This is a genomic window from Oceanicella sp. (assembly GCF_056449545.1).
In genome coordinates this window covers 1-22,254 of sequence record NZ_JBWOMN010000137.1, presented here as the reverse complement: position 1 = coordinate 22,254, position 22,254 = coordinate 1, and the positions used below count along the sequence as shown (strand labels likewise).

Sequence of the window (22,254 nt, the reverse complement as noted above, 5' to 3'; positions counted from 1 at the left end):
GCATTCAAAAAATCATCCGGTCCCCGCATAGGCGCCCTCAAGCACCAGATCTTCGGCGTCGCGCATGGGCGTCTCGTCGGTCAGCCAGGTCTCGTAACCCAGCCGCAGCGGGGTTTCGTCGGCGCGCGCCAGCCGCAGCGGCGGCACGTCGTCGGAATCGAGCACCAGCTGCACCTCCCAGCCGATCGCCAGCCCCAGATAGGCGCGCGCCGCGTCGCGCAGCCGCGCGAAGATCGGCGCGCCCGGCAGCAGGGCGCGATACTGGTCGATGTTGAGCCGCCCGGTGCGAATCCGCAAGCGCGACTGCAGGCTGAAGTAACGATCCCCGACCACGATGTCGGTCCCGAGCCCCATGGCCGAACCGCCGAGCCGCGCGCGCTGGTCCGGGGCGATGGCCAGCCATTCGCCGCGGAATTCCTCGATCGCGACCTTCACGCCGATCACCTCCTCGGCCACGGCGGCGAGCCCGGCGGCGCTTTTGGGCCCGGAGGAAAACCACCCCGAAAGCCGGCGGCGCAGATCGTCGGGCAGCGCGTCGCGGTTGCGCATGGCAAGCGGTTCGGCGCCGCTGAAGGCGTTCAGCCAGCCCTCGTAGGGGTCCTGCCCGGGGCGGTCGCGGCTGACCGCGATCTGGGTGGTTTCCCAGGCGCGATACAGCAGCGATATCAGCCGGTGGTGGAAGATATCGACGAATTCGGCGGTGGCGCCGCTGCGCCCGCCGACGCGTTCATGCAGCGCATCCTCGGTCATCTGCATCGGCAGCGCGCCGTTGGGGCCGAACAGCCCGAACACGTAGCTTTTCAGCAGCTGCGGCCCGTCGCCGTCGCGCGGCGCGAAGCCGGCGATCTGCGAGGCCTGGAAGGACAGGGTCGGTTCCTGCGCGAAACGCACGAAATCCTGTTCGATGCGGGTCGAACGCCCGATGCGCGGCTTGTCGGGATGCGCCGCCTGCAACAGGCGCGCGGCGGCGTAGAGGTCGAACGCCTCCGGACGGTCGGCCAGCGCCGCGACCGCCTCGGATAGCTGCTGCGCGGCGGGGGCCGCTACAGGGTCGGTCTCGTCCCCGATCGCTTCGGCCACAGAAAACGCTCCTGTCCGTCAAGATAATTCAGCTTCAGTTGGGTGAAACTGTTGGCCCCGGCATAGCCCGCAAGAAACCGGTCGAGGATCGACGCCAGCACCGGCGAACGTTCCTGACGCTCGTCCAGCGTCACCGTGACTTCCAGCCCGCGCCCGAAGGCGATGGGTTGCGGCGCGCCGCGCGATCCGCCGCCGCCGCGCGGATGCAGGCGCCCGGATATGGGCCGCGCCGCCACCGCGCGCAGGGCGTCCACAAGCTGGCGCGCGGCGCGGTCCTCCTCGGGCGCGTAGATGCCCAGCAACTGGCGCATGGCCGCGTCGCCGCCCCCCTGATCGGTGTCGATCAGCGACAGGTAGTTCAGCGACAGGTGGCTGAGCACATGCCACATGCGGGCCCCGGACTGGGCCCCGGATCGCGGCTGGCTCGGCCCGGCGGCGATGCGCATGGACGCGCAGCCCAGATCGGTGTCCGAGGTCAGCGCCGCGGTCTCGCCGCCGATGTAAAGCGGCAGGTGCCGGTTGGAACACAAGGTGCGCACCGCCAGCCGTTTCAGCGCCGGGTCGCAGGGCGCGCATTCGGCGTCGACGATCGATATGTACAGCTCGTCGCCCCGGTATTCCTTCAGCCGCGCGTCGCCGCTGGCGGTGATCGACGCCTCGCGCGGGACGCGGTTGATGGCGAAGAACCGCTGGTTGACCCGGTCGCGCGCGCCAAAGCCCCTTGTCGAGAAGAACGGCAGGAAGCGCTGTTCGATCCCGCCCTCGCCGCGCCCGACGACGCTGGTGATGGAATGGATCTCGAAATCCGCCGGGGCGCCGCGATCGGGCACCAGATGGTGCTCCACGGCGCTGTTGGTCAGGCGCACGTCGTCGGTCTGATGCGCGAACAGGTTGACGGCGGGCACGCAATGCAGGCGCAGATGTTCCTTGCCGACGCGCCCGCGCAGGGCCTCGAATTCAGCCGAGAACGCGAACACGATCTGGATCTCGTCGCCCTCGACCGCCTGAAAGGCGCGTTGCAGGCCGCCGAGGCGCATGAACTGGAACCGCTCCGGCAGGGCGAAGAATTCATGCAGAAGGCGATAGCCGTCAAAGCCGCGCAGATCATGGGGCAGCAGCGCGTCGTCCTCGGCCCCGAGCCCGTCGGGATGGTGGTCGCGTTCGAACCCCAGCGGCGTGGCGGTCAACGGGATGTGGCGCGCGCGCATGCCCCGGCGCGGCGCGGGGATCACCGCATCGACCCGCGCGCAGCCCATCAGGCAGGCCTCGAACAGCGCGTTGGCGACGCTGGGCGAGCCGGAAAGAAACACGTCGATCTCGTCGGCGAGGCAGTCGCCCATCACCCCGTCGCAGGTCAGCCCCAGCCGCAGCGCCAGCCCGCTTTCCACCTTTCGCGCCGGGCGCGATCCCGGCTCGGCCAGCGCCGCCGCCTGGGCCAGCGCGGTCTCGGCGGCCTGCACCGTCGGTTCGGCGCGCGCCATCACCGAGGGCCGGTCGCTGAGATATTCCGCGCCGCGCGTCTCCAGCGGCCAGAGCCGCAGCGAACGGCCGGTGAGATAGGCGACCTCCTTGCGGTCCGGACCGGAGACCTTCGCGCGCAGCCGCACGCCCTTTGGCGCCGCCGGGCCGTCGAGCAGCGCCTTGTTGTTGCGATCGGGGATCAGTTCAGCGACGATCATCGACGGGGTCTGGGCGCAGAGATGCGGATAGACCACCGACAGCAGGTTCTGGGTGAAGCGGGGGAATTCCTCGTCGAGCTTCAGCTGCACCCGCGCGGTCAGGTAGGCGAAGCCTTCCAGCAGCCATTCCACGAACGGATCGCGCACCGCCACCGTGGCCCCGAGCCCGAGCCGCGCCGCCAGTTTCTGGAATTTCTGGCGCTCGGCGAATTCCTTGGCGTGGCCCTCCAGATGCTGCAATTCGCGTTCGTAGAACGTCTTGAGCCGCTCCTCCATCTATTCGACCTCGAAGCTGGCGGCGCCAAGCTCCACGTCCCAGACCGAGCGCAGGAAGATCTGCTCGGGCACCGGGGTGGCGAAGATCTCGCCCGAAACGTCGAACTGGATCGGGCGTTCGGCGTCCACCCGGCCGTCCTTGGTGACGGTGGTGATGCGCACGCCGACGGTTTCCGGGCGCAGGCGGGGTTCGAAAGCGATGATCGCCGTGCGCAGCTTGCGTTCCAGCGCGCCGGCGTCGATGCCCGAGGCCAGTTGCCCGATCAGGTTGGGGGCGCCGAAATTGAGGATCGAGCGGCGGATCGCCGGGTAGCCCGACAGGTCCTCGGTGGCCTCCAGATTGGTGACGTTGAACAGGCTTTCCAGATCGCGCTTCACATGGGCGCGCAGCGCCTCGGCGGACAGGAAATGATCGTCGAGCGGCAGCCCGTCGCGCTCGCCGGCGGTCAGCCGGTCGCGCAGCGATGGCCAGAACCGCTCGGTGGTCTCAACCGCCATTGTCAAAGACCAGCTCGCGCAGATCCATCAGCGACAGGTCCGTCTGGTCGGTGGCAAGCATGCGTTGGCCGGATCCGCGATACATGCCCTCGCCGATCTGCTCCCAGTCGGTGCGCCGCGCCAGCACGGTGGCGGGGTCGGCGGCCTTCGCCGCGCCCGGGTAACGGGAATGCACCAGCAGGCCGAATTCGCCGCCATTGGCCAGCGTCACCCCGCCCTCCATCCAGATCACGTCGCGCAGGTCGCTGGGGGCTTCCAGCGTCAGCTTGGCGACGTGCTGGACCGGCAGCCAGTGATATCCGCCGTCGATCACCACCTCCAGCACCGGGCCGAAACGGGCGTCGGCGTCGGCGATCCAGTCGAATTTCTCGCCATCCGCGGTTCCCGCCGTGGCCGGGGCCGCGGCGAAGGCCTCGGCGCGCAGGGCGGCGGCGGCGTCGGCGCGCCCGGCGGAATCCTCGGCCAGCGCCGCGCCGAGCTGGGCCAGCCATTGCTCGGGCTGGCCGAACACCGGCGGCGGGATCTTGCCGGCGATCACCTGCTCGCGGGTGTCCTCGGCGTCGAGCGCGGCGGAATAGATCGCCGCGAAGCCCAGCGATTCGGGGTCCATCTGCGCGTAGAGCATCAGCTGCTTCCTGGCGCGCTCGGTCTCGCCGGTCAGGGCGAGGAACTGGAACAGAAATATCCGCGCCGGCTGGTCGGCGGGGTTGGCCCGCACATGCTTGAACAGCAGATCCCGGCATTTGGTCAGATCGCCCTGGCGCAGCGCGTCCTGCGCGGCATCCTGTGACATGGTGAAACCCCTTCGCCTCAATCGCTTGCGGCCGAGCCTAGCGCAAGCGCCGCGGGCGAACCAGCCCCGCGATTCGCGCCGCTGCGCGATATTCAGGCGCGCAGCGGCCGGCCTCGGACGGCGCGGCGGCGCGCATGAAGAGACGCAAGCGCCGCCGAGGGGATCGCGCCCCCCGGCGGTGCGCCCGGATCGCTCCGGGACATGTGGTCAGGCTCCGATCAGAGCGGGACGTTGGCTTCCACGTCGAAGCCCATCTCGTACTCGGCCTTCGCGGACCCGTCGTCCGCCTGCTCCTTGTACTTGATCTCGATCGAAGCGAAGTTCAGCGACAGCGTCTCGTTGACGGTGTCGCCGCCCTCGGCGCCCGAGGTCTGGACCGAGGACACGATCACCTTCTTCAGCGTCATCGTGTAGTAGTCGAGGTTTTCGCCGCCGACCTTGTAGACGGTCAATGTGGCTTCCGGGATATGGGACCCGTCGCAGCAGCGCTTCATCAGGTCGCAGGACGAGGCGTCGAGCAACTTGGTCAGCGTGATGTCCTGCATGTTGACGATGCCGCCGCCGCCGCCGCCGCCGGTGTGCCAGGTGCCGGACTGCACCATGCCGAAGGACCACGAATAGACGTCGATCTCGCCGACATGCTTGTCTTTCTTGGACTCGCCCTTGATGCCGGCGGCGTCGTCGAACTTCAGAAGCATTTGAACAGCCATGATAAATCTCCTCTAGTTGGCTGGTATCAGATCAATCACCCCTACACCTCAGATGGCAGTTTCGAAACGAGGCGGAGAGATACGTTAACGCCCTCTAACTGATAATGCGGGCGCAAGAAGAACTTTGCAGAGTACTGGCCTGGATTTTCCGGATCCTCCTCGACTTGCACTTCGGCGGAAGACAAAGGCCGCCTTGCTTTTTGCTCGTCGGTGGCGCCGGATTGGTTATTCACATACTGTTGGATCCAGGAACCCAACCACTTCTGCATGTCCTCCTTTTCCATGTAGGAACCGACTTTGTTCCTGACCATGTGTTTTAGATAGTGAGCGAAGCGCGAGCATGCAAACATGTAAGGCAATCTAGCGCCCAAATGAGCGTTTTTTGTTGCGTCGGGGTTGTCGTATTCCACCGGCTGATGCAGCGACTGGGCGCCGATGAAAGCCGCCATGTTGCTGTTCTGCTTGTAGATTAACGGCATCAAGCCGAGATTCGCCAGCTCCATTTCGCGCCGATCGGTGATCGAAACTTCCGTGGGGCATTGTTCGGCGAAAGTGCCTTTTTCGGTCGGAAACGAGTGCGTCGGCAGGTTTTCCACCGCGCCGCCGCTCTCCACGCCGCGGATGCGCGAGCACCAGCCATACTGCTTGTAGGCCCGGGTGATGTTGGCGGCCATGGCGTAGGCGGCGTTCGACCAGGCGAATTTGGATTCGTCGGCGCCGTTGGTCTCCTCCTCGAAATCGAACTCGTCCACCGGGTTGTTCTTGCCGTAGGGGCGGCGCGCCAGGAAGCGGGGCATGGCAAGGCCGATGTAGCGCGCGTCCTCGCTTTCGCGCAGCGAACGCCATTCGGCGTAGGGCGGCGTGTCGAACAGCGTCGCCAGGTCCTTGCGCTTGGAGATGTCCTGCCAGCTGTCGAGATCCAGCAGCGAGGGCGCGGTGCCGGTGATGAAGGGCGAATGCGCCGCCGCCGCGATCTGGCCCATGCCGCGCAGGATGTCCACGTCGGCCCCGGAATGGTCGAACTGGTAGTCGCCGACGATCGCCCCGTAGGGTTCGCCCCCCAGCACGCCGTAGCCGCTTTCATACAGCTTCTTGAACAGCGGCGACTGGTCCCAGTCGGTGCCGGGATACTTGGACAGGGTCTTGCGGATGTCCTTCTTGGAAATGTTCATGACCCTGATCTTCAGGTCGGTCCCGGTCTCGGTCTTGCTGACCAGGAAATGCAGGCCGCGCCAGGCGCTCTCCATCTTCTGGAAATCCTGGGCGTGCAGGATCTCGTTGATCTGCGCGGTCAGGGTGGCGTCGATCTCGGAGATCATGGCGCGGATGGTGGACACCACCTCCTCGGGGATCAGCCCGGCCTTGTCGAGCGCCTGTTCGGCCAGCGTGCGCACGGCCTTGTTGACCTCGTCGCGCGCGTAGTCGTTTTTCGGCTTGAATTCCTTCTGAAGCAGCTCCTCGAACTGGTCGAGCCCCAGTTCCTGCGCTTCGCCTGCGGCTGCGCTTTCGGTTTCGGCCATGGGTTACTCCTCCGCCCCGGACTCGCCGTCCTTGGACGAACTCAGGGATTTCAGCAGGGTTGGGTTTTTCAGCAGATCCTCGATCAGCTTTTCGGCGTTGGCCTTGCCGTCCATGAAGGTCAGCAGGCTTTTCAGCTGATTGCGCGCGTCGAGCAATTCCTTCAGCGGCGCCACCTGCTCGGCGATCTTGGCCGGGGTGAAATCGTCCATCGAGGTGAAGGTCATGTCCACCGGGATCTCGCCGCCCTCGTCATTGAGCTTGTTGGCGACGCGGAAGGCGACCCGCGGCTTGGTGCCCTTCATGTAGGCGTTGAAGGTGGAGACATCGACATCGTCGAATTCGCGCTCGTCGACGGGAACCTCCTCCTCGCCGTCCTGCGCCTTGCCCTTCAGGTCGGACATCACCGCCATGACGAAAGGCAGGTTGACCTTCTTCTGGGCGCCGTAGACCTCGGTGTCGTATTCGATCTGGACCCGGGGCGCGCGGTTGCGCCCGATGAATTTCTGGCTGCTGTCACTCGCCATCAAGACGTCTCCCATTTCTTCAGATTTCTGTGAACTCGATCAATCAGCAAACCCGCGCGCAACGAGGCGACGCGAATCGCCCGTCATTCCCGATGCAAAAGCAGCTTCGCGCTCCCCGCGCCCTTGGGCGCCAGTTCCTTGATTATATCCAGAAACGATTGATCAACCAAGGGCCGAGCGCGGCGCAGAAACGCCGGCGCGAGGCTGTTGGGATCATTGGCCTCGAAGAACCGCGCCAGGCGCTCCAGCGCGTCCTTCACCTCGGCGCGCCCGTCGATGCCGCCGGGCGACTCGGCGCCCGGCGCATCGCCGGGCGACGCGGCGCCGGCGGGCGCGGTCGCAACGGCCTCGAGCGCCGCAACCGCCTCGCGCGCCTCTGCAATCAGCGGCGCCAGATCGGGCGGCGCGGGGGGGGCGATCCGGTCGCCCGCGTCGCCCTCGGAGGCGCCGTCAGGGGGCGCGGCGGGCGCATCCGGCGCGGCGGCGGCCGTCGCGATCGCCTCCACCGCGGCGGCGACGCGGGCGGCGGCGTCGGACATGGCCTCGCCCGCGGCGGCGCCGGTCCGGGGGGCGCTGCGATCGCCGGGCGCGGGCGAATCAGGCACCGCGCCGAGCAGCTCGGCGCTCATGCCGTCGATCTTCAGCGCCGCGTCGGCCCAGTCGCCCGGCGCCACCTCGTCCAGCACCTCGGAAAACGACTTGTCGAGCAGGTCGCGCACCCGAATCAGGATGAAGGGCACCGGGCTGGAACGCGCGCTGCGCGCGTAATAGGCGATCACCGCGTTCATCAGCGCCACCGCCTCGTCGCGATCGGCGATCTGTCCGGGGCGGGCGCGGTTGGGCGCGGCGGCGTCCTCGCCGGCGGCGTCCGCCGCGGCGTCCTCTATCGGCGCGGCGGCGGCGTCGGCATAGGGCGCGAGCGCCGCCTCCAGCTTTTCCAACGCGCCCACCGGGGCGGCGAGCGAGATGCGCTCGGAGCCCTCGGCCTCGGACACGATGGTTTCGATTTCGCCCAGCAGCGCCTTGGCCGCCCCCGCCGCGCGCCAGGCGCGCGCGAAAGCTTCGGCGCCGCCCTTCTCCTCGGCCAGCAGCTGGCGCAGATTGTCCTCGCCAAGCGCGATCTCGTTTTTCTTCGCGTCCAGTTCGCCGGCGGCGATGGCCAGCGTGCGCCAGCTCAGCGGCCCCACCGCGGGCGACACGTGCAGCGCCGCCTGTTCGATGGGCCGCGCCAGCATGTTGACCCCGTTGAGCGCGCGGAACACCGCGGCGCGTTCCCAGTAATCGTCGTCCTCGTCGGCGCGCGGATGCATCGCCTGCCAGTGGTCCTTCAGGGTCGCGCGCATCAGGTCGAGCGCCCCGGCCAGCCCCGGCAGGCCGTTCACCGCCAGTTCCGCCTGCGCGACCAGCGCCAGCACGGTCGCGTCCTTGGTGCGCGCCAGCAGCGCGCGCCCGGCGGGCAGGGCCTCTTTCCAGCGGGCGGGTTCGGCGGGCAGCTCCTTGCCGGCGATCGGGTCGTAGCGTTCGGGGCGGGGGGTGCAGAGCTGGCGAAACGCGTGGTGGTCTTCGTCGCGGCGCAGATCCGGTCCGGCCGGATCGTCGGGCGACACGGGCTGGTAGAACGCATCGTCGAGGGTGAATTCCCGCTCGTCGGTCATGCAGCGACTCTCCCGGACCAAATTCGGCGCCCGCAGAATAGCGGGCGCCGACAGGATATCATCTGTTTTCTTGGAGATACTTTCTTGACGAACCGTAAACGACCCGTATTTCGGGCGGCTCAGCCGGCGATCTGGATCTCCACCCGGCGGTTGGCGGCGGAGCGCGGCGATTCGGGGAGCTTGAGGCGCTGCTCGCCCATGCCCACGGCGATGAAGCGGCGCTTGGGCATGCCGCATTCCGGACCGGTGAGGTACCGGATCACCTCGGCCGCGCGCGCCCGCGACAGGGTCAGGTTGTAGTCGAAGGAGCCCGAGGAATCGGTGTGCCCGATGACCTGGTAGACGCCTTCGCCCCGATCGGCGCCGAGCGCCTTGCACAGCTTGGCGACCTGCCCGCGCGCGCGGTGCTGGAGCCGGGCGCTGTCGAATTCGAACAGGATCTGCAGGTCGATGGTCACCGCCGCGTCCAGCGCCTGGGGCGGCGGCGCGCTGGCCGCGACCCCCGGTTCGGCGGAGACCAGCATCGCCGGGGTTTCCTTCTGCGCCGGGATCACCACCACCGTATCCTGCGGCGAGGGCTGGGCGCGGGCCACGGTCGCGGCGGGGGCCTGGGTCGCGGCGGCTTGCGGCGCGGGCGCGGCGGCGTCGTCGACGATGGACAGGGTGCGGGTGCGGGCCTGGCGGGTCTTGCCCTGCTTCTTCAGATCGGCGCGCTGCGCCTGAAGGCGTTGCAGGATTTCATCCGAGGACATCTCGGCCGCCCCGGACAGGGTCGGAAAGATCAGCGCTGCGGCGACGAGGCCGCTGAAGATGATGCGCAGCATGGGGCGCCTCCTTGTGCATGGCGTTCAATTGCAAGCGTTCAATGGATCTGAGATGGGGGGCGCAGGGCCGATAGTCAACGCGCGCCGCGCAAACGGTGGCCGGGCGCGCGGCCCGGCGGCGGTTATTCGAAGAACACCGCCAGCGCGGTGACGTTGTCCTGAGCGCGCGCGTCCAGCGCCGCGCCGATCAGATCCTCCACCGCCTGCTGAGGCCCCGAGGCGGCGTCGAACAGTTCCGCCAGCCGCAGCGGCGGCAGGGCGCGGGTCAACCCGTCCGAGCACAGCAGCACCCGGTCGCCGCGCGCGATCCGCACCTGTTCGAAATCGAAATCCAGGTCCTCCGAGGCGCCGATGGCGCGGGTCAGCACATGGGCGTGGGGATGCGATTCGGCCTCGTCCTCGGAGATCTCGCCGCGCGCGACCAGTTCCTGCACCACCGAATGATCGCGGGTCATCTGCCGCATCTCCCCGTCGCGCAGGTGGTAGCCGCGGCTGTCGCCGATCCAGACGAACAGGCCCGTGGTCCCGGCTTCGAGAAACGCCACAAGCGTCGCGCCGATGGCCTCCACGCCCTCCTCGGCGGCGACCGAGCGCAGGATCGCGTTGGCGGCCTCCACCCGGGTCACCAATTCGCGCAGACGGTCGCGCGGGCGCAGCGCCGGCGCGGCCTCCTGCAAATGCGTCATGATGGTGGCGGCGGCGAAATCGCCGCGCGCATGGCCGCCCATGCCGTCCGCCACCGCCCACAACCCGATGTCGTCGCGCTGCAGCAGCGCGTCCTCGTTGTGCTCGCGCACCGCGCCCACATCGCTCAACCCCGCCGACACGGCGTGGATCGGGCTTTGCGTGGCTGGGCCGGGCAACGGGGTCATGGGGTGTCCTCATGAAGATCGAGCCCCAGCGGTTGGCCATGAAGCGGGTCGTCGCCCGGATCGGTCTCAAGCGGCTCGGGCGGGGTCATGACACGCCTCACAGGTTGGGATTCGGTTAACGCGGCGGCCTCGTCGGGCGCGCCGGGGGGAAGGTCGGCCAGCGGGTCGGGGGGGGAATCGGTTGGCGGCGCGACCGCCAGCAGCCGGGGCATGATCGCAGCCGGATCGGGCGGGCCGTCGGTGGAGACCCTCAGGACCGGCGCGCCGCCGACGCCCAGCGTCGCCCAGGCGCTGGCGCCGTCGCCCAGGGCGCCGTCACCCCCCGCCGCCATCGCAGCCGGCGCGGGCAGGCCGGCGAACAGCGCGTCGAGATCGGCGCCGGGGTCGAGCGCGTCGAGCAGAAAATCCTCCGCCGCGGCCAGAAACGCCGCCTGCGCGGCCAGCGCCCGTTCCGGCGCGGCGTCGCCGTCGAACAGCGCCGCGACGCAAAGCGGGTAGCACCGCCCGACGCTGTCCACGCTCGGCCCGACCGCCCCCAGCGCCAGCGGCGCCGCCAGCCCGCCGGGGCGGGCGGCGAAACGCCAGAGCGGCGCGCGCCGCCAGGCCGCGTCAAAACCGTCGCCCAGCGCCTTGCGCGAGGCCGCGAGCCCCGCCGACAGCCAGTCCTCGATCTGGCGGCGCGCCGCCGCGGGCAGGCCGCGGGCGACGAAATCGCCGTATCGCGGCGCCTTGCCGCAATAGCCGACCGCCAGCGGGGTCACAGCCGCGCCGGGCACCGAAAGCCCCCGATTTCTTTCTTCAGGGACAGCGGGTTGTTCGCGGTCCCGAGGCTGATCTCCACCATGAAGGGCCGCCCTTCGACCATGAAGCGCACCCGCACCCGGTCGCCGGCGCCCATGGGCCGCACCGAGGCGTTGTCGAGCATGCGGAACAGCCCCCATTCGCCGGGCTCGGAGACGAAGGATTCCTGCCCCTCATCGCCGTATTGCAGCGCCAGGGTGGCGCCGGCGCCCGGCTGCGCGCCGGGCCAGATCAGCTGCTGGCCCTGACGCTTGCCGTTTTCGAACGCCGCCTGCGCGCCGCCCACCTGCATCCGCGCCACGGTCACCGCCGGGTCGAAGGCGCGCGGGATCACGTTGAGCCGCATCTGCGGCGCCAGCACCCCGCCGGGGAAGAACGCCTTGCGCACCCGGTCGGCCTTTTCGAAGAAGGCCAGGTTCTTGCCGGAGACGCCCAGCGCCGCGCCCTCCTCGGTCCAGCGCCAGGGCGAGACCCTTGTGTTGACGAAGCGCGCCAGTTCTTCCTGAAAGAACGTGTCGATGACGCCGCCCGGACCGATGGTCGAGGCCATGTCGAGCAACGGCGCCGGGGCGCCCTTGCCGAAGGGATAGCGGCCATGCAGGTTCTGCTGGCAGATCGGGAAGATGCGCGACGACCAGATTTCCGACAGCTGCGCGCGTTTCTGCCCGCGCGAAAACGCGTCCGCCTGTTCGAACAGTTCGACGATCGACTGCTCCACCGCCAGCGGCGCGCGCTTGGCCGCCTGCAGCAGATCCTGCCCCTGCTGCGTGGCGGACAGGATTTCCAGCCGTTCGCCGCGGCGCTTCATGTTGAGCACCCGCCCGTAAAGCGCGTTGAGCGCCCGGCGCACGGTGTCGATCTCCGTCCCGGGGCGCCCGTCGCGGACGAAATCGCGCAGTTCCTCGAACGCGTTGGACACCGGCGCGCCCGGCAGGCTGCTGCTTGCCTGCGCGGCCGCGGCGCCGATGAGATCGGCGCCCTTGGGCGTGCCGCGGCGCAGCGCCAGCATGCCCTTTTCCAGCACCTCGTTGAACAGCGGCGAATCCTGCGCCGGGGCGGCGGCGAGATCGGTTTCGCGCGCCACGTCGATCATGATCCGCACCCAGGGCGAGGTGGTCGAGGAGGCGGCGCTGAACACGTCCGCCGCGTGGTCAACGTCGCGGAAGGTGACGAAGCGCAGATCCTCGACGGTCTTGTTCCAGACCGATATGTAATCCTCGTAATACAGCTCGAGGATGTCGCCCATGATCTGGCGGGTCTCGTCCTCGCCGCTGCGCGGGGCCTCGGCCACCAGCCATTGTTCGTCCACCGCCGCCTGCGCGGCGTCGCCGAGGCTGCGGATGAAATAGCCCCAGAACCCGTCATAGGTGTAGATGCCCCGCACCGGCGTTTCCAGCGGATCGCCGGACTTGCGCACGAACACCACCGGCGCGGTGCGCCCGCCGCTGGTCACCGGGTCCCAGTTCTTCAGCGCGCGCGCCTCGGGCGAGCGGCGCATGATCCGGTAGGCGCGTTCGGCCAGCGAGATCTGACCGACGGCGGCGCGCGCCTTGGCCAGCCAGTCGTTGTTGAGATCGCGCGGCCGCACCCCGGCCGCCAGCATGGCGTCGAGATGCTCGCTCAGCGCGGCGCGGATCGAGGCGTTGGGAATGCCGGGATAGGCCTCGGCCCAATCCTCGCCGAAAAAGTCGCGCAGGTAGTCCTTGTCGAACGCCGGGGCCACCCCGCCGATCATCATGTAGCTTTTCAGGTAGTCGTAGACGATTTCCGGCTGGTGCAGATGTTCGTCGAGCTGCTGTTCGAGGCGGAACATCATGCGGGTGCGCAGCAGATCGTCCAGCGCCTCCTCGTAGGCCTGCTGGGCCTGGGCGCGGATCGCGGCGCTGTCATCGATGCCCATGCCCCAGAAGGGCGGGTCGGAGTCCGGCGCGGCCAGCGCGTCGCGCGTGTCGCGCAGGATGGCCAGCGGGGCCAGCGCCGCCTCCAGATTCTGATCGGCGACCGGCACGGGTTCGGTTTCGCCGGTCTCGGCGTTCAGGGTCATGAAATCGCCGTCGATCAGCGCCGTCTCGTATCGCTTCATCGCCGCGGTGAACTGGTCCGCCTGCAGGCGGTTGTGGTCCCAGACCATCCAGAACCCGAGCCCCAGCAGCAGCGGCAGCGCCACGCTGGCCGCCAGCCCGGCGATCTTCAGCGCCGCCAGCCCGCGTTTCTTGCGCGCGGTGGCGCGCACCACGCCCTGTTCGGGAAACACCACCTTGCGCAGCAGGTCGCCGAGGAAATAGCTGCGCCCGGCGCCCGACAGCAGCCCCACCGCCTGGCGCTCCAACCCGAAATTCGCCGCCATGCGGGCGATCAGCCGGTCCACCGGCTGCCCGGTCTGGGTGGCGGAGGTGAAATAGAACCCGCGCAGCACGAACGGTCGGCTGAAGCGGTCGGGCTCGAAGGTCTTTTGCAAGAGCCGCGCCACCACCGGCTTCATCGAGGAGAACTGCGCCGGGAACCCGAAGATCCGCGCCCGCATGCCGGGGTCGGTTTCCTCCTGCAGCCGCGCGAACTGCAATTCGCCGAGGCGCGCGATCAGCGCGTCGAATTCCGGTTCGACCAGCGCCAGGCTCTCGGCGCATTCGGCGGTCAGATCCTTGAACTTGCCCATGGGGAAGGTGGCGCCCCAGACCTGTTCGCGCTCGTCCTTGCGCAGGGACTGGAACATCTCGGTGAAGCCCACCAGCAGATCGGCCTTGGTGAACATCACGTAGACCGGCACCGCCGCCGACATCGCCTCGTTCAACTCGCCCAGCCGTTCGCGCAGGGCCTTGGCCAGCGCGTCGATCTCCTCGGCCCCGGCGGTGGCGATCTCGGCCACGGATATGGCCACGATCACGCCGTTGATGGGTTCGGACGGGCGGGTCTTTTCCAGCAGCTTCAGGAAATTGCCCCAGGCGGCGCTGTCCACCGCGGCGTTGGCGCCATGCGAGGCGTAGCGCCCGGCGGTGTCGATGAACACCGCGTCATTGGTGAACACCCAGTCGCAGTTGCGGGTGCCCCCGACGCCGTCCAGCGCGATTTCGCCGTCGCCGTCCTTTTGCAGCGGAAACTCCAGCCCGCAATTCTTCAGCGCCGTGGTCTTGCCGGCGCCCGACGGCCCGATGATCACATACCACGGCAGTTCATACAGATGCCGCGTGCCGCCGAAGCGCGACTTGAAGCGCAGCCTGGCGAGGCTTTTCACCGCTTCGGCGAATTTGCGGCGCAGGGCGGCTTCCTCGTCGCTGATCGCGTCGGCGTCCGGGTCTTCGGTCATGCCCTCGACCAGCGCCCTCGCGGCGCGGCGCTTGCGCCACCAGCGGATGGCGACGAAGATCAGCCAGACCAGCGTCAGCCCGGCGATGATGGCGACCCGCGTCCAGACGCCTTCGGTCGCGACGAACAATTCGCCGACGAACCAGGCGATCAGCGACAGGATGACCAGCGCCACGAAGCCCAGAAACACCGGGTGGAGCAGAAACTTCTTCACTGCGCGTCCCCTTCGGGCGGAACAAGCACGATTTCGACGCGGCGGTTGAGCGCGCGCCCCTCGCGGGTCTTGTTGGAGGCGATGGGTTCGTTTTCGGCCTTGCCCACGGCGCTGAGCCGCCCCGGTTCGGCCATGAAGCCCGACATCACCCGCATCGCCGCCTCGGCGCGCGCCAGCGACAGATGGTAGTTGGAGGCGTATTTCCGGTTGTGCTTCAGGGGGATCGAATCCGAATGCCCCTCGATGATCACCCCGCCATCCTTGTCGTTGAGCGCGTTGGCGACGCGTTCCAGAACCGGGCGGTAGGCGTCCTGCACCTCGGCCTTGGCCGATCCGAACATGGCCTTGCCCGCCACCTCGGTGACGATGCGGATGCGCAATTCGCCGGATTGTTCGTAGACCTGCACCAGGCCTTCGTCGATTTCCGGCTGCAGGAAGAATTCGACCTCCTCGAGATCGCTGGATTCCGACGGCGGCGCCACGATCACCGGCGGCGGGGTGTAGGGCGGCTGATACTGCACGATCTCGGTGACGCCCTTCAGCGGCATCGCCGACACCGCCGCCACCGACCGCGCCGCCGCGTCGCCGACAAAGCCGTAGGCGAGCACGAACATCAGCCCCGCCACCCCGGCGGAGACCGCGAAGGCCAGCCACAGCGGGATCAGTTCGCGGATCTTGCGCCGGTCGCGGGGCTCGCCCCGCCAATGCAGGCTGACCCGGTCGGCAAGCCCGCCGCGCGTGTCGTTGATGACCTGAAACGCCTTGGCGCGGATGCGTTCAAGTTCGGGCAGCAGCGCGCGTTCGCGCCGGTAGCGGCCCATGAAGCCAAGGCTGATGCAGATATACATCAGCTCGATCAGGTTGCGGAACCGCGCCGGGTCGCTTTCGGCCTTTTCGAGAAATTCGAAGAAGCGATCGCCGGCGATCACCTCGTTCTCCAGTTCCGAAATCAGCGTGCGCGCGCCCCATTCCAGCGTCAGATCCTCGGACCAGGGGCGCGACAGGATCACGTCATCGAGCGTCGCCGACAACGCGTAGCGCGCCACCCCCACCACCTGGCGCGGCTCGCCCGCCGCCGTCGCCGCCTCGACGAAACGGCGCATGATCAGCAGGATGCGGCTGCGCAGCTCGCCCAGGTCCATGGGCTGCGCCTGACGCCCGAGATAGACGATCAGCTCGAATACCGGGGCGGCGGCGTCAACCAGCGGATTGACCCCGGGGCGCCCGGCGTCGGCTTCGTTGAGCCCGTAGGCGGGGGCCGAGGGCGCGGCCGCCGCGGCGGGGCGCGGCGCGCGCCGCCCGGCGGGGTTGGGGATGACCACGGTGCGCGGCGCCGGGCCGGCGCCCCCCTGTTGACCGCCGTTCTGGCCGCCGATGTCAAAGGGGTCGGACTCCGGCGGGTCGCTGTCAGCCATGCCGCGCTCCTATTCCCTGATGCCCCAGAGCTGGATCTCCAGCTCCGGAAAGCGGGCCGCGTAGTGGATGGCGATGGACTGGCTGCGGGCCACGTCCTGCCAACCGGCGGTGGTCTTGTCCAGTTCCAGATACAGCCACCCGGCCATGCGCGGCAGTTCCTGGGGCGGATGCGCCAGCGGGCGGATGCGCACCGATCGGTCCGCTGCGCCGATGATCGACTTGATCTCGTTGACCGAGCCGATGGAGACCTGACGCGGGAACAGCGCGCGGAACTCCTCGCTGTCCATGGCGGCGTTGGCGATCAGCACGAAGCGGCCGTTGTCGATGATGTCCGTATGCGGGATCGGGCCGAAATGGATCTGGTGGCGGTTGACCTTGAGCGGGATGCGCACCGCCTTCTGTTCGCCCAGATAGGCGAGCCCGCGGCGCAGCTCCTCCATCACCGGGGCGAAGGTGGCGGTCAGGTTGTCGTGGTCGTATCTGGGGAATCTCGGCGGGCGGCGGGTGTCCTCGCGGGTGAAGGCGGCAAGCGCCCCGGCCAGTTCCAGCATCTGGCGGTGGATCGGTTCGGGGTGGTGATGGGCGGCGTCGCGCAGGGCGTTGAACTGGCAGCATTTGGCGTTGACCAGCTGCAGCAGCATGAATTCGTGGATCGCCGCGCCGCCGGTCCCGCCAACCTGGCTGTATTGCCCGGCCAGCGCGTCGGCGCGCGCGTCCAGCAGGGTGGCGATCTCGGCCAGATAACCGGTCAGCGCCGGGTTGGCCGAGGCGCTGAGCACCGGCGGGATGTAGTTTTCGACCAGCGCCACCATGCGGTCGCCGCCGCGTTCCGCGATCCGCGCCACCGGCATGGCGACGAAGCCGGGGCGGTCGCGGTCGCCGATCTCGTAGCGCAGGTTCAACGCGCCGAGCTGCAGTTCAACCGGCTGCGTCGCCTCGTTGAGATTGTCGCGAACCTCCGCCTCCTCGACCACGTAGCGGGTGGCGACCTGGCCGCCGCCCTCGCGCGGGGCGGCGCCCAGCAACTGGCCGGGGCGGATTTCGGGGGCCACCAGATAGACGTTCTGGTTGATCACGTCGCGGTCAAGCTCGATCGCCGCCGGGGCCGGATCGCGGCCGGGAAAGGCGAAAGGCGCGCCGTCGGGCAGCAGCCCCTCGGCCTCCGCCAGCGCGAAGGACCCGGCGGCCAGCGCGGTTTCGTCGACGCGCGCGCGGCGCAGGCCCCAGCCGAACGGGAACAGGGCGGCGATGCGGTCCCGGACGGTCGCGTCCACATACCGGTCCTGCTGCTGAAAGTGATGCTGCCGCAGGAACATGCCCTCGACCCACATCACGCGACGTTCCAGCGCCATGCCACTCCCTTTCGTCGCCCGCCAAGCCGGCGGGCCCCTGCATCAATCCAGCCTGTTGCGGCCCCCGGAAGCGCCGTCGTCAGAATACAGCTTGTCGAGCTCGCGGCCCAGAACCATGCGAATGTCGTCATTCGCCTGTTCCACGAAGCCCGTGTAATTCTCCACGAACTTGTCCCAAAGCTCGGCCCGGCGCAATTGCGGAAGCACCGCGGACAGGCCCCTGGACTTGATCTTCTTCTCCAGTTCGTTGGGATCGAAGGCCCCGAGCGCGATCCGCAACGCCGCCTTCACGCCGCCGATCATCGCCAGCTGGTGGCTTTCCAGCGAGCGCACCGCGTCGTCGATGGCCGCGTCGCCGCGCTTGTAGCTGCCGGTCCCGGACCCGAGCAGCGCGTCCACCGCGGCGTTGGCGTCAGGGGCCCATTTCAACGGATTCATGCCGACCTCGACCTGGCTCGATCGCACCCCGAGCGCGATCTTCGCGTCCCGGCGCATGAGCAGCAGGCGACGCAGCCCGTCGGCCATGGCCCGGTGCTGGCGGGCGATTTCGATGGCGAGACCGGCGCGGCGCGCCGGCGGCGTGGCGTCGTAGTCGAGCCCCACCGCCTCGAATATTTCGCGCAGGGCCACGGAGTCGGCGGGCTGAGGCGCGGGCGCGGCGACGGGCGCCGCAACGGGAACAGGTTCAAGATCGATCGGCGCCGGATCGGGGATCGACGCCGCAGGGGCCGGGGTTGGGGTTGGGGCCGGGGTTGGGGTTGGGGCCGGGGTCGGGGTCGGATCGGGCGCAGGCCCGCCGGGATCGAGATCGTCGAGATCCATTTCCATCCGGGCCAGCGGGTCGTCTTCGGGCGCGACCGGGGCCCCGGGATCAAGATCGTCGTCGTCAAGCGAAGGCCCGTCGCCGAAATCATCCATCCAGTCATCGGGCAGCTTCACGTCACCGGATCGGGCGCCCGATCCGGCGCGCGCCGCGCCGCCCGCCATCGGGGCCGCGTCGGCCGGCGGGCGCGCCTGCCGCGGCGGGGCGAAACTCATGTCGGCGCTGGTCGGGGCGGGGCCGTCCTCGGCCGCCGCGGCGCGGGCCGCCTCGCGCGCCAGCAGCGAATTCGCGCCGAAACCCAGATCGCCGCCGCCATCCGACGCGCCCGCCGGATCATCCGCGAACCCGGCCAGCCCGCCCGCCGCCGCGCCCACGTCCAGATCCAGCGGCGGTTCCGCCGGCGCGGCGCGGCGCCTGGGCTCGGGCCGCGCGCCGGTGACGTTGCGCACCCCGAACACGTCGTCGCCGTCATCGGCGGAATCCAGATCAAGCCCGCCGCTGTCCTCGATCGCCGAAGCCCCGGGGCGCAGCACCTTCAGCTCCAGCCGCGCGCCGCCGACCAGCAGCACGGCGCTGTCGGGCAGATGCGTCGGCTGATTCTTCACCAGCTGATTCGCCCGCGAGCCGACAAAGGTGCCGTTGGACGAGCGGTCGGTGAGCACCAACCGGCCCTCGTGCTCGCGCAGTTCGCAATGCAGGCGCGAGATTTCCAGCGCGTCATCCTCAACCTGCAGGTCGCTGACCTCGCCGCGCCCGATGACAAAAGGCGCGGGGCCGATCTCGACCTCGCGGAAATCGCCCCCGGCGGCCCGCGCGGCGCCGGCGCCGATGCCCGAGACGGTGATGGTTACACGCAACGGCGACCCCCCAGGATGCCTATGGCCCCGCCCAGCCGCGACAGGGCGTTCGAATGGTTCCACGACAAGAACATATAACGGCTTCGCTTTCAAAGCCTCGCTGATTTAACGTGGCTTTCGGCGCAGCGGGGCGCAAGGGGCGGGGCAAGGCATGACGGGAACGCAGGATCGCGACCAACGCGGGGCCGGGGATGCGGCGCAGGCCGGCGCGCCGGCGCTGGCGGCGCGGCTGACGGATCTGGAGATCCACGTCGCCCACCAGACCCTGACCATCGACGAACTGTCGGACACGGTGCGCCGCCAATGGGACGAGATCGACGCGCTGAAACGCCGGCTCGCCTTCGTGGCGCAGCGGCTGGCCGAGGCGCAGGCCGACCCGCAGACCGGCGACGCGCCCCCGCCCGACCAGCCGCCGCCGCATTACTGAAACCGCATAGCCGCAGCCGGGAAAGGGATGGCCATGGACGATGTCTGGGAAGTCTACGCGCTGAAATACGCCGACCGGAACGCCCGCACGCGGCGCGATTCCTTCATCATGGCCGACGACCATGATGCGCCCCACCCCATCGACTACTATGTCTGGGCGCTGAAGCAGGGGGACCGGGTCATCGTCGTCGACACCGGATATGACGGCGTCGAGGCCAGGCGGCGCGGCCGCCCGATCCAGCGCGACCCGGCGACGGCGCTGGCGGCGCTGGGCGTCGAGGCGCAGGACGTGGACTCCGTCATCATCACCCATCTGCATTACGACCACGCCGGCGGGCTGCACCGGTTTCCCAACGCGCATTTCCACCTGCAGACCGCCGAGATGGCCTACGCCACCGGCCCCTGCATGTGCGACACGGCGCTCAACCACCCCTTCACCGTCGAGCATGTCTGCGAAATGGTCCGGCATGCGTTCTCGGGCCGGGTGATTTTTCATGACGGCGACGCGGCGGTGGCCCCCGGGGTCACCGTGCACCGCATCGGCGGGCATTCGCGCGGGCTGCAGGCGGTGCGGGTCAAGACCGCGTCGGGGTGGCTGTGCCTCGCCTCGGACGCGGCGCATTATTACGAAAACTACCGCAAGCGCAGCCCGTTTCCGATCCTTGTGGACATGGAGGACATGCTGCGCGGGTTCGACCTGATCCAGTCGCTGGCCTCGGATCCCGGGCTGGTGATCCCCGGCCACGACCCGCTGGTGCGCGAAATCTTCCCGCGCGCGTCGGGCGCGGCGGATTTCGTCTGGCGGCTGGACCGCGGCCCGCTGCGCCCGGTCGAGGATTTCGGCGTCCAAGCTTTGCAACCGACCCCGACAACAGGCAGGAGACCGGCATGAAACTCGACGGACAGGTGGCGTGGATCACCGGCGCCGGCAGCGGCATCGGCGCCGCGACGGCGCATTCGCTGGCGCAGGGCGGCGCCCGCGTGGTGCTGAGCGGGCGGCGCGCGGAACCGCTGGAACAGGTCGCCGCCGACATCCGCGCCGCGGGCGGCGACGCCGATGCGGCGACGCTCGACGTCACCGACGCCGAGGCCGCGCAGGCCGTGGCCGACGACATCCTCGCGCGCCATGGGCGCATCGACATCCTCGTCGCCAATGCCGGGATGAACGTCGCCGAGCGCAGCTTCGCCGCAGTCTCCATGGCCGATTGGGCGCGCATCATCGACGTCAACCTCACCGGGGTGATGCACGGCGTGGCCGCGGCGCTGCCGGCGATGCGGGCGCAGCGCGGCGGGCTGGTGGCGATGATCGCCTCATGGGCCGGGCGCCACCCGCTGCCGCTCTCGGGGGGCGCCTACAACGCCTCCAAGCACGGGGTGGTGGCGCTGGCGCATTCGCTCAACCAGGAAGAAGGGCGCAACGGCATCCGCGCCTCGGCGATCATGCCCGGCGAAGTGGCGACCGAGATCCTCGACGCCCGCCCCTCGCCGCCGTCGCAAGCGGCGCGCGCGCTGATGCTGCAGGCCGAGGATCTGGGCCGTGTGGTGCGGTTCGTCGCCGAATCACCGCCCCATGTCTGCCTCAACGAGATCCTGGTCAGCCCGACCCATAACCGGCTTTTCGGCAATGTGGACGACTGAACCCGCGCGGCGGCGCGACCGACCGCCAGATCCGGGCGGCGCGCCCTGACCGGTTGCCAGCCGCAACCATGCGCGATAGACAGCCGCAATCGCCTTCGCATGACCGATCAAGACGCAGTCTCGACCCGGAATTGCAGATCTGGATTTGCCGGCCCTCGCCTTGTCCCGACCGTAACGATTGCCCGATGATCGAAACCCGGCTTCTTGTCCCGAATCCGCGTGTGCTGGCAGTGTTCGCGTTCCGCTATGACGCGCATCTGGTGCCGGATCTGATCGAGAACATCCGCCCCTTCGTCGATGGCTGGATTTCTCTGGACGACCGGCAGGCGCGCGACGCGGTGTCCAGCGAACCGGACCGACAGGGCGCGCTGCTCGACGCGGCGCGCGCCGCCGGGGCGCGCTGGGTCTTGCCGGTGGATCCCGACGAACGTTTCGAAACCGGGATGCGCGAGGCCATGCCCGAGCTGATCTCGGCCGATGGCCCGGCGGCCTGGAGCTTTCGCCTGCGTGAACTGTACGCGCCCGACGCCTATCGCACCGACGGCATCTGGGGCGGCAAGACCGTCATCCGGCTGTTTCCGCTGATCGACGGGCAGCGCCGCAACGCCGGCGCGCTGCATGCGCCATGGCTGCCGCCGGGGCCCGATTACCAGATCCGCGACAGCGGCATCAATCTCTACCACCTGAAAATGATCGCCCCGGCGCGGCGGCGCGCGCGGCGCGACCTCTACGCGGCGCTGGACCCTGAACGGCGCCTGCAGGCGATCGGCTACGACTACCTCGCCGACGAGGACGGCGCGGCCTTCGCGCCGGTGCCCGCCGCTCGCGGCTATCATCCGCCGCATCGCGAGGACGGCGAGCTGTGGATGCCGGTGGTCGACGCGCCCGGCGCCGCGGCCGCCGGCGACAGCGAGGCGACGCTGCTGAAGCTTGCCGACATGCTGGCCACGCGGGGCGATCTGCCGGGCGCGGCGGCGGCGGCGGCGCGCGCG

The 22,254-nt window shown here is 69.2% G+C and carries 19 protein-coding genes; 4 read left to right on the top strand and 15 right to left on the bottom strand.

Going from position 1 to position 22,254, the window contains the following annotated elements; all coding sequences use genetic code 11:
• Positions 1 to 12: 12 nt before the first annotated feature.
• The 15 genes from tssG to tagH form a co-directional block, all read right to left on the bottom strand.
• On the bottom strand, positions 13 to 1,080 hold the full coding sequence (gene tssG / locus AC1HC7_RS17210; RefSeq protein WP_479498122.1) for a type VI secretion system baseplate subunit TssG: 1,068 nt from the start codon (positions 1,078 to 1,080) through the stop codon (positions 13 to 15).
• On the bottom strand, positions 1,044 to 3,035 hold the full coding sequence (gene tssF / locus AC1HC7_RS17205; RefSeq protein ID WP_479498123.1) for a type VI secretion system baseplate subunit TssF: 1,992 nt from the start codon (positions 3,033 to 3,035) through the stop codon (positions 1,044 to 1,046). The genes tssG and tssF overlap by 37 nt, the downstream gene beginning before the upstream one ends.
• Positions 3,036 to 3,533 carry a type VI secretion system baseplate subunit TssE gene (locus AC1HC7_RS17200; RefSeq protein WP_479498124.1) on the bottom strand — a complete coding sequence of 166 codons (498 nt, stop codon included), beginning with the start codon at positions 3,531 to 3,533 and terminating at the stop codon, positions 3,036 to 3,038.
• Positions 3,523 to 4,326 (bottom strand): type VI secretion system accessory protein TagJ, encoded by an 804-nt coding sequence (locus AC1HC7_RS17195; RefSeq protein ID WP_479498125.1) that lies wholly within the window; start codon positions 4,324 to 4,326, stop codon positions 3,523 to 3,525. The genes AC1HC7_RS17200 and AC1HC7_RS17195 overlap by 11 nt, the downstream gene beginning before the upstream one ends.
• Before the next feature lie 218 nt (positions 4,327 to 4,544).
• Positions 4,545 to 5,036: an Hcp family type VI secretion system effector gene (locus AC1HC7_RS17190; protein WP_479498126.1), complete on the bottom strand. Its 492-nt coding sequence runs from the start codon at positions 5,034 to 5,036 to the stop codon at positions 4,545 to 4,547.
• Positions 5,037 to 5,077: 41 nt separating this feature from the next.
• Positions 5,078 to 6,556 (bottom strand): type VI secretion system contractile sheath large subunit, encoded by a 1,479-nt coding sequence (tssC, locus tag AC1HC7_RS17185; RefSeq protein ID WP_479498127.1) that lies wholly within the window; start codon positions 6,554 to 6,556, stop codon positions 5,078 to 5,080.
• A gap of 3 nt (positions 6,557 to 6,559) precedes the next feature.
• On the bottom strand, positions 6,560 to 7,081 hold the full coding sequence (tssB, locus tag AC1HC7_RS17180; protein ID WP_479498128.1) for a type VI secretion system contractile sheath small subunit: 522 nt from the start codon (positions 7,079 to 7,081) through the stop codon (positions 6,560 to 6,562).
• An 83-nt stretch (positions 7,082 to 7,164) separates the two neighbouring features.
• On the bottom strand, positions 7,165 to 8,736 hold the full coding sequence (locus AC1HC7_RS17175) for a type VI secretion system protein TssA (RefSeq protein ID WP_479499264.1): 1,572 nt from the start codon (positions 8,734 to 8,736) through the stop codon (positions 7,165 to 7,167).
• Positions 8,737 to 8,855: 119 nt separating this feature from the next.
• Positions 8,856 to 9,560 carry an OmpA family protein gene (locus AC1HC7_RS17170; protein WP_479498130.1) on the bottom strand — a complete coding sequence of 235 codons (705 nt, stop codon included), beginning with the start codon at positions 9,558 to 9,560 and terminating at the stop codon, positions 8,856 to 8,858.
• 122 nt (positions 9,561 to 9,682) lie between these two features.
• On the bottom strand, positions 9,683 to 10,432 hold the full coding sequence (locus tag AC1HC7_RS17165; RefSeq protein WP_479498131.1) for a PP2C family protein-serine/threonine phosphatase: 750 nt from the start codon (positions 10,430 to 10,432) through the stop codon (positions 9,683 to 9,685).
• The gene (gene tagF / locus AC1HC7_RS17160) at positions 10,429 to 11,208 is read right to left on the bottom strand and encodes a type VI secretion system-associated protein TagF (protein WP_479498132.1); all 780 of its coding nucleotides are present in this window, start codon (positions 11,206 to 11,208) and stop codon (positions 10,429 to 10,431) included. Before tagF ends, AC1HC7_RS17165 begins: the two co-directional genes overlap by 4 nt.
• Positions 11,190 to 14,750, bottom strand: coding sequence for a type VI secretion system membrane subunit TssM (gene tssM / locus AC1HC7_RS17155; protein WP_479498133.1), 3,561 nt, complete (start codon positions 14,748 to 14,750; stop codon positions 11,190 to 11,192). The genes tagF and tssM overlap by 19 nt, the downstream gene beginning before the upstream one ends.
• Positions 14,747 to 16,165 (bottom strand): type IVB secretion system protein IcmH/DotU, encoded by a 1,419-nt coding sequence (gene icmH, locus AC1HC7_RS17150; protein WP_479498134.1) that lies wholly within the window; start codon positions 16,163 to 16,165, stop codon positions 14,747 to 14,749. Before icmH ends, tssM begins: the two co-directional genes overlap by 4 nt.
• A gap of 9 nt (positions 16,166 to 16,174) precedes the next feature.
• On the bottom strand, positions 16,175 to 17,518 hold the full coding sequence (gene tssK, locus AC1HC7_RS17145; protein WP_479498135.1) for a type VI secretion system baseplate subunit TssK: 1,344 nt from the start codon (positions 17,516 to 17,518) through the stop codon (positions 16,175 to 16,177).
• 42 nt (positions 17,519 to 17,560) lie between these two features.
• Positions 17,561 to 19,198: a type VI secretion system-associated FHA domain protein TagH gene (tagH, locus tag AC1HC7_RS17140; RefSeq protein WP_479499263.1), complete on the bottom strand. Its 1,638-nt coding sequence runs from the start codon at positions 19,196 to 19,198 to the stop codon at positions 17,561 to 17,563.
• Positions 19,199 to 19,349: 151 nt separating this feature from the next.
• Here tagH and AC1HC7_RS17135 point away from each other — a divergent pair, with 151 nt between their 5' ends.
• The 4 genes from AC1HC7_RS17135 to AC1HC7_RS17120 form a co-directional block, all read left to right on the top strand.
• Positions 19,350 to 19,625 carry a SlyX family protein gene (locus AC1HC7_RS17135; protein WP_479497458.1) on the top strand — a complete coding sequence of 92 codons (276 nt, stop codon included), beginning with the start codon at positions 19,350 to 19,352 and terminating at the stop codon, positions 19,623 to 19,625.
• A 33-nt stretch (positions 19,626 to 19,658) separates the two neighbouring features.
• A complete protein-coding gene (locus AC1HC7_RS17130) occupies positions 19,659 to 20,516 on the top strand; it encodes an N-acyl homoserine lactonase family protein (RefSeq protein WP_479497459.1) in 858 nt (285 codons plus the stop codon).
• On the top strand, positions 20,513 to 21,262 hold the full coding sequence (locus AC1HC7_RS17125; RefSeq protein WP_479497460.1) for an SDR family oxidoreductase: 750 nt from the start codon (positions 20,513 to 20,515) through the stop codon (positions 21,260 to 21,262). Before AC1HC7_RS17130 ends, AC1HC7_RS17125 begins: the two co-directional genes overlap by 4 nt.
• Positions 21,263 to 21,483: 221 nt before the next feature.
• On the top strand, positions 21,484 to 22,254 hold a 771-nt coding region (locus AC1HC7_RS17120; RefSeq protein ID WP_479499262.1), incomplete at its 3' end, for a glycosyltransferase family protein.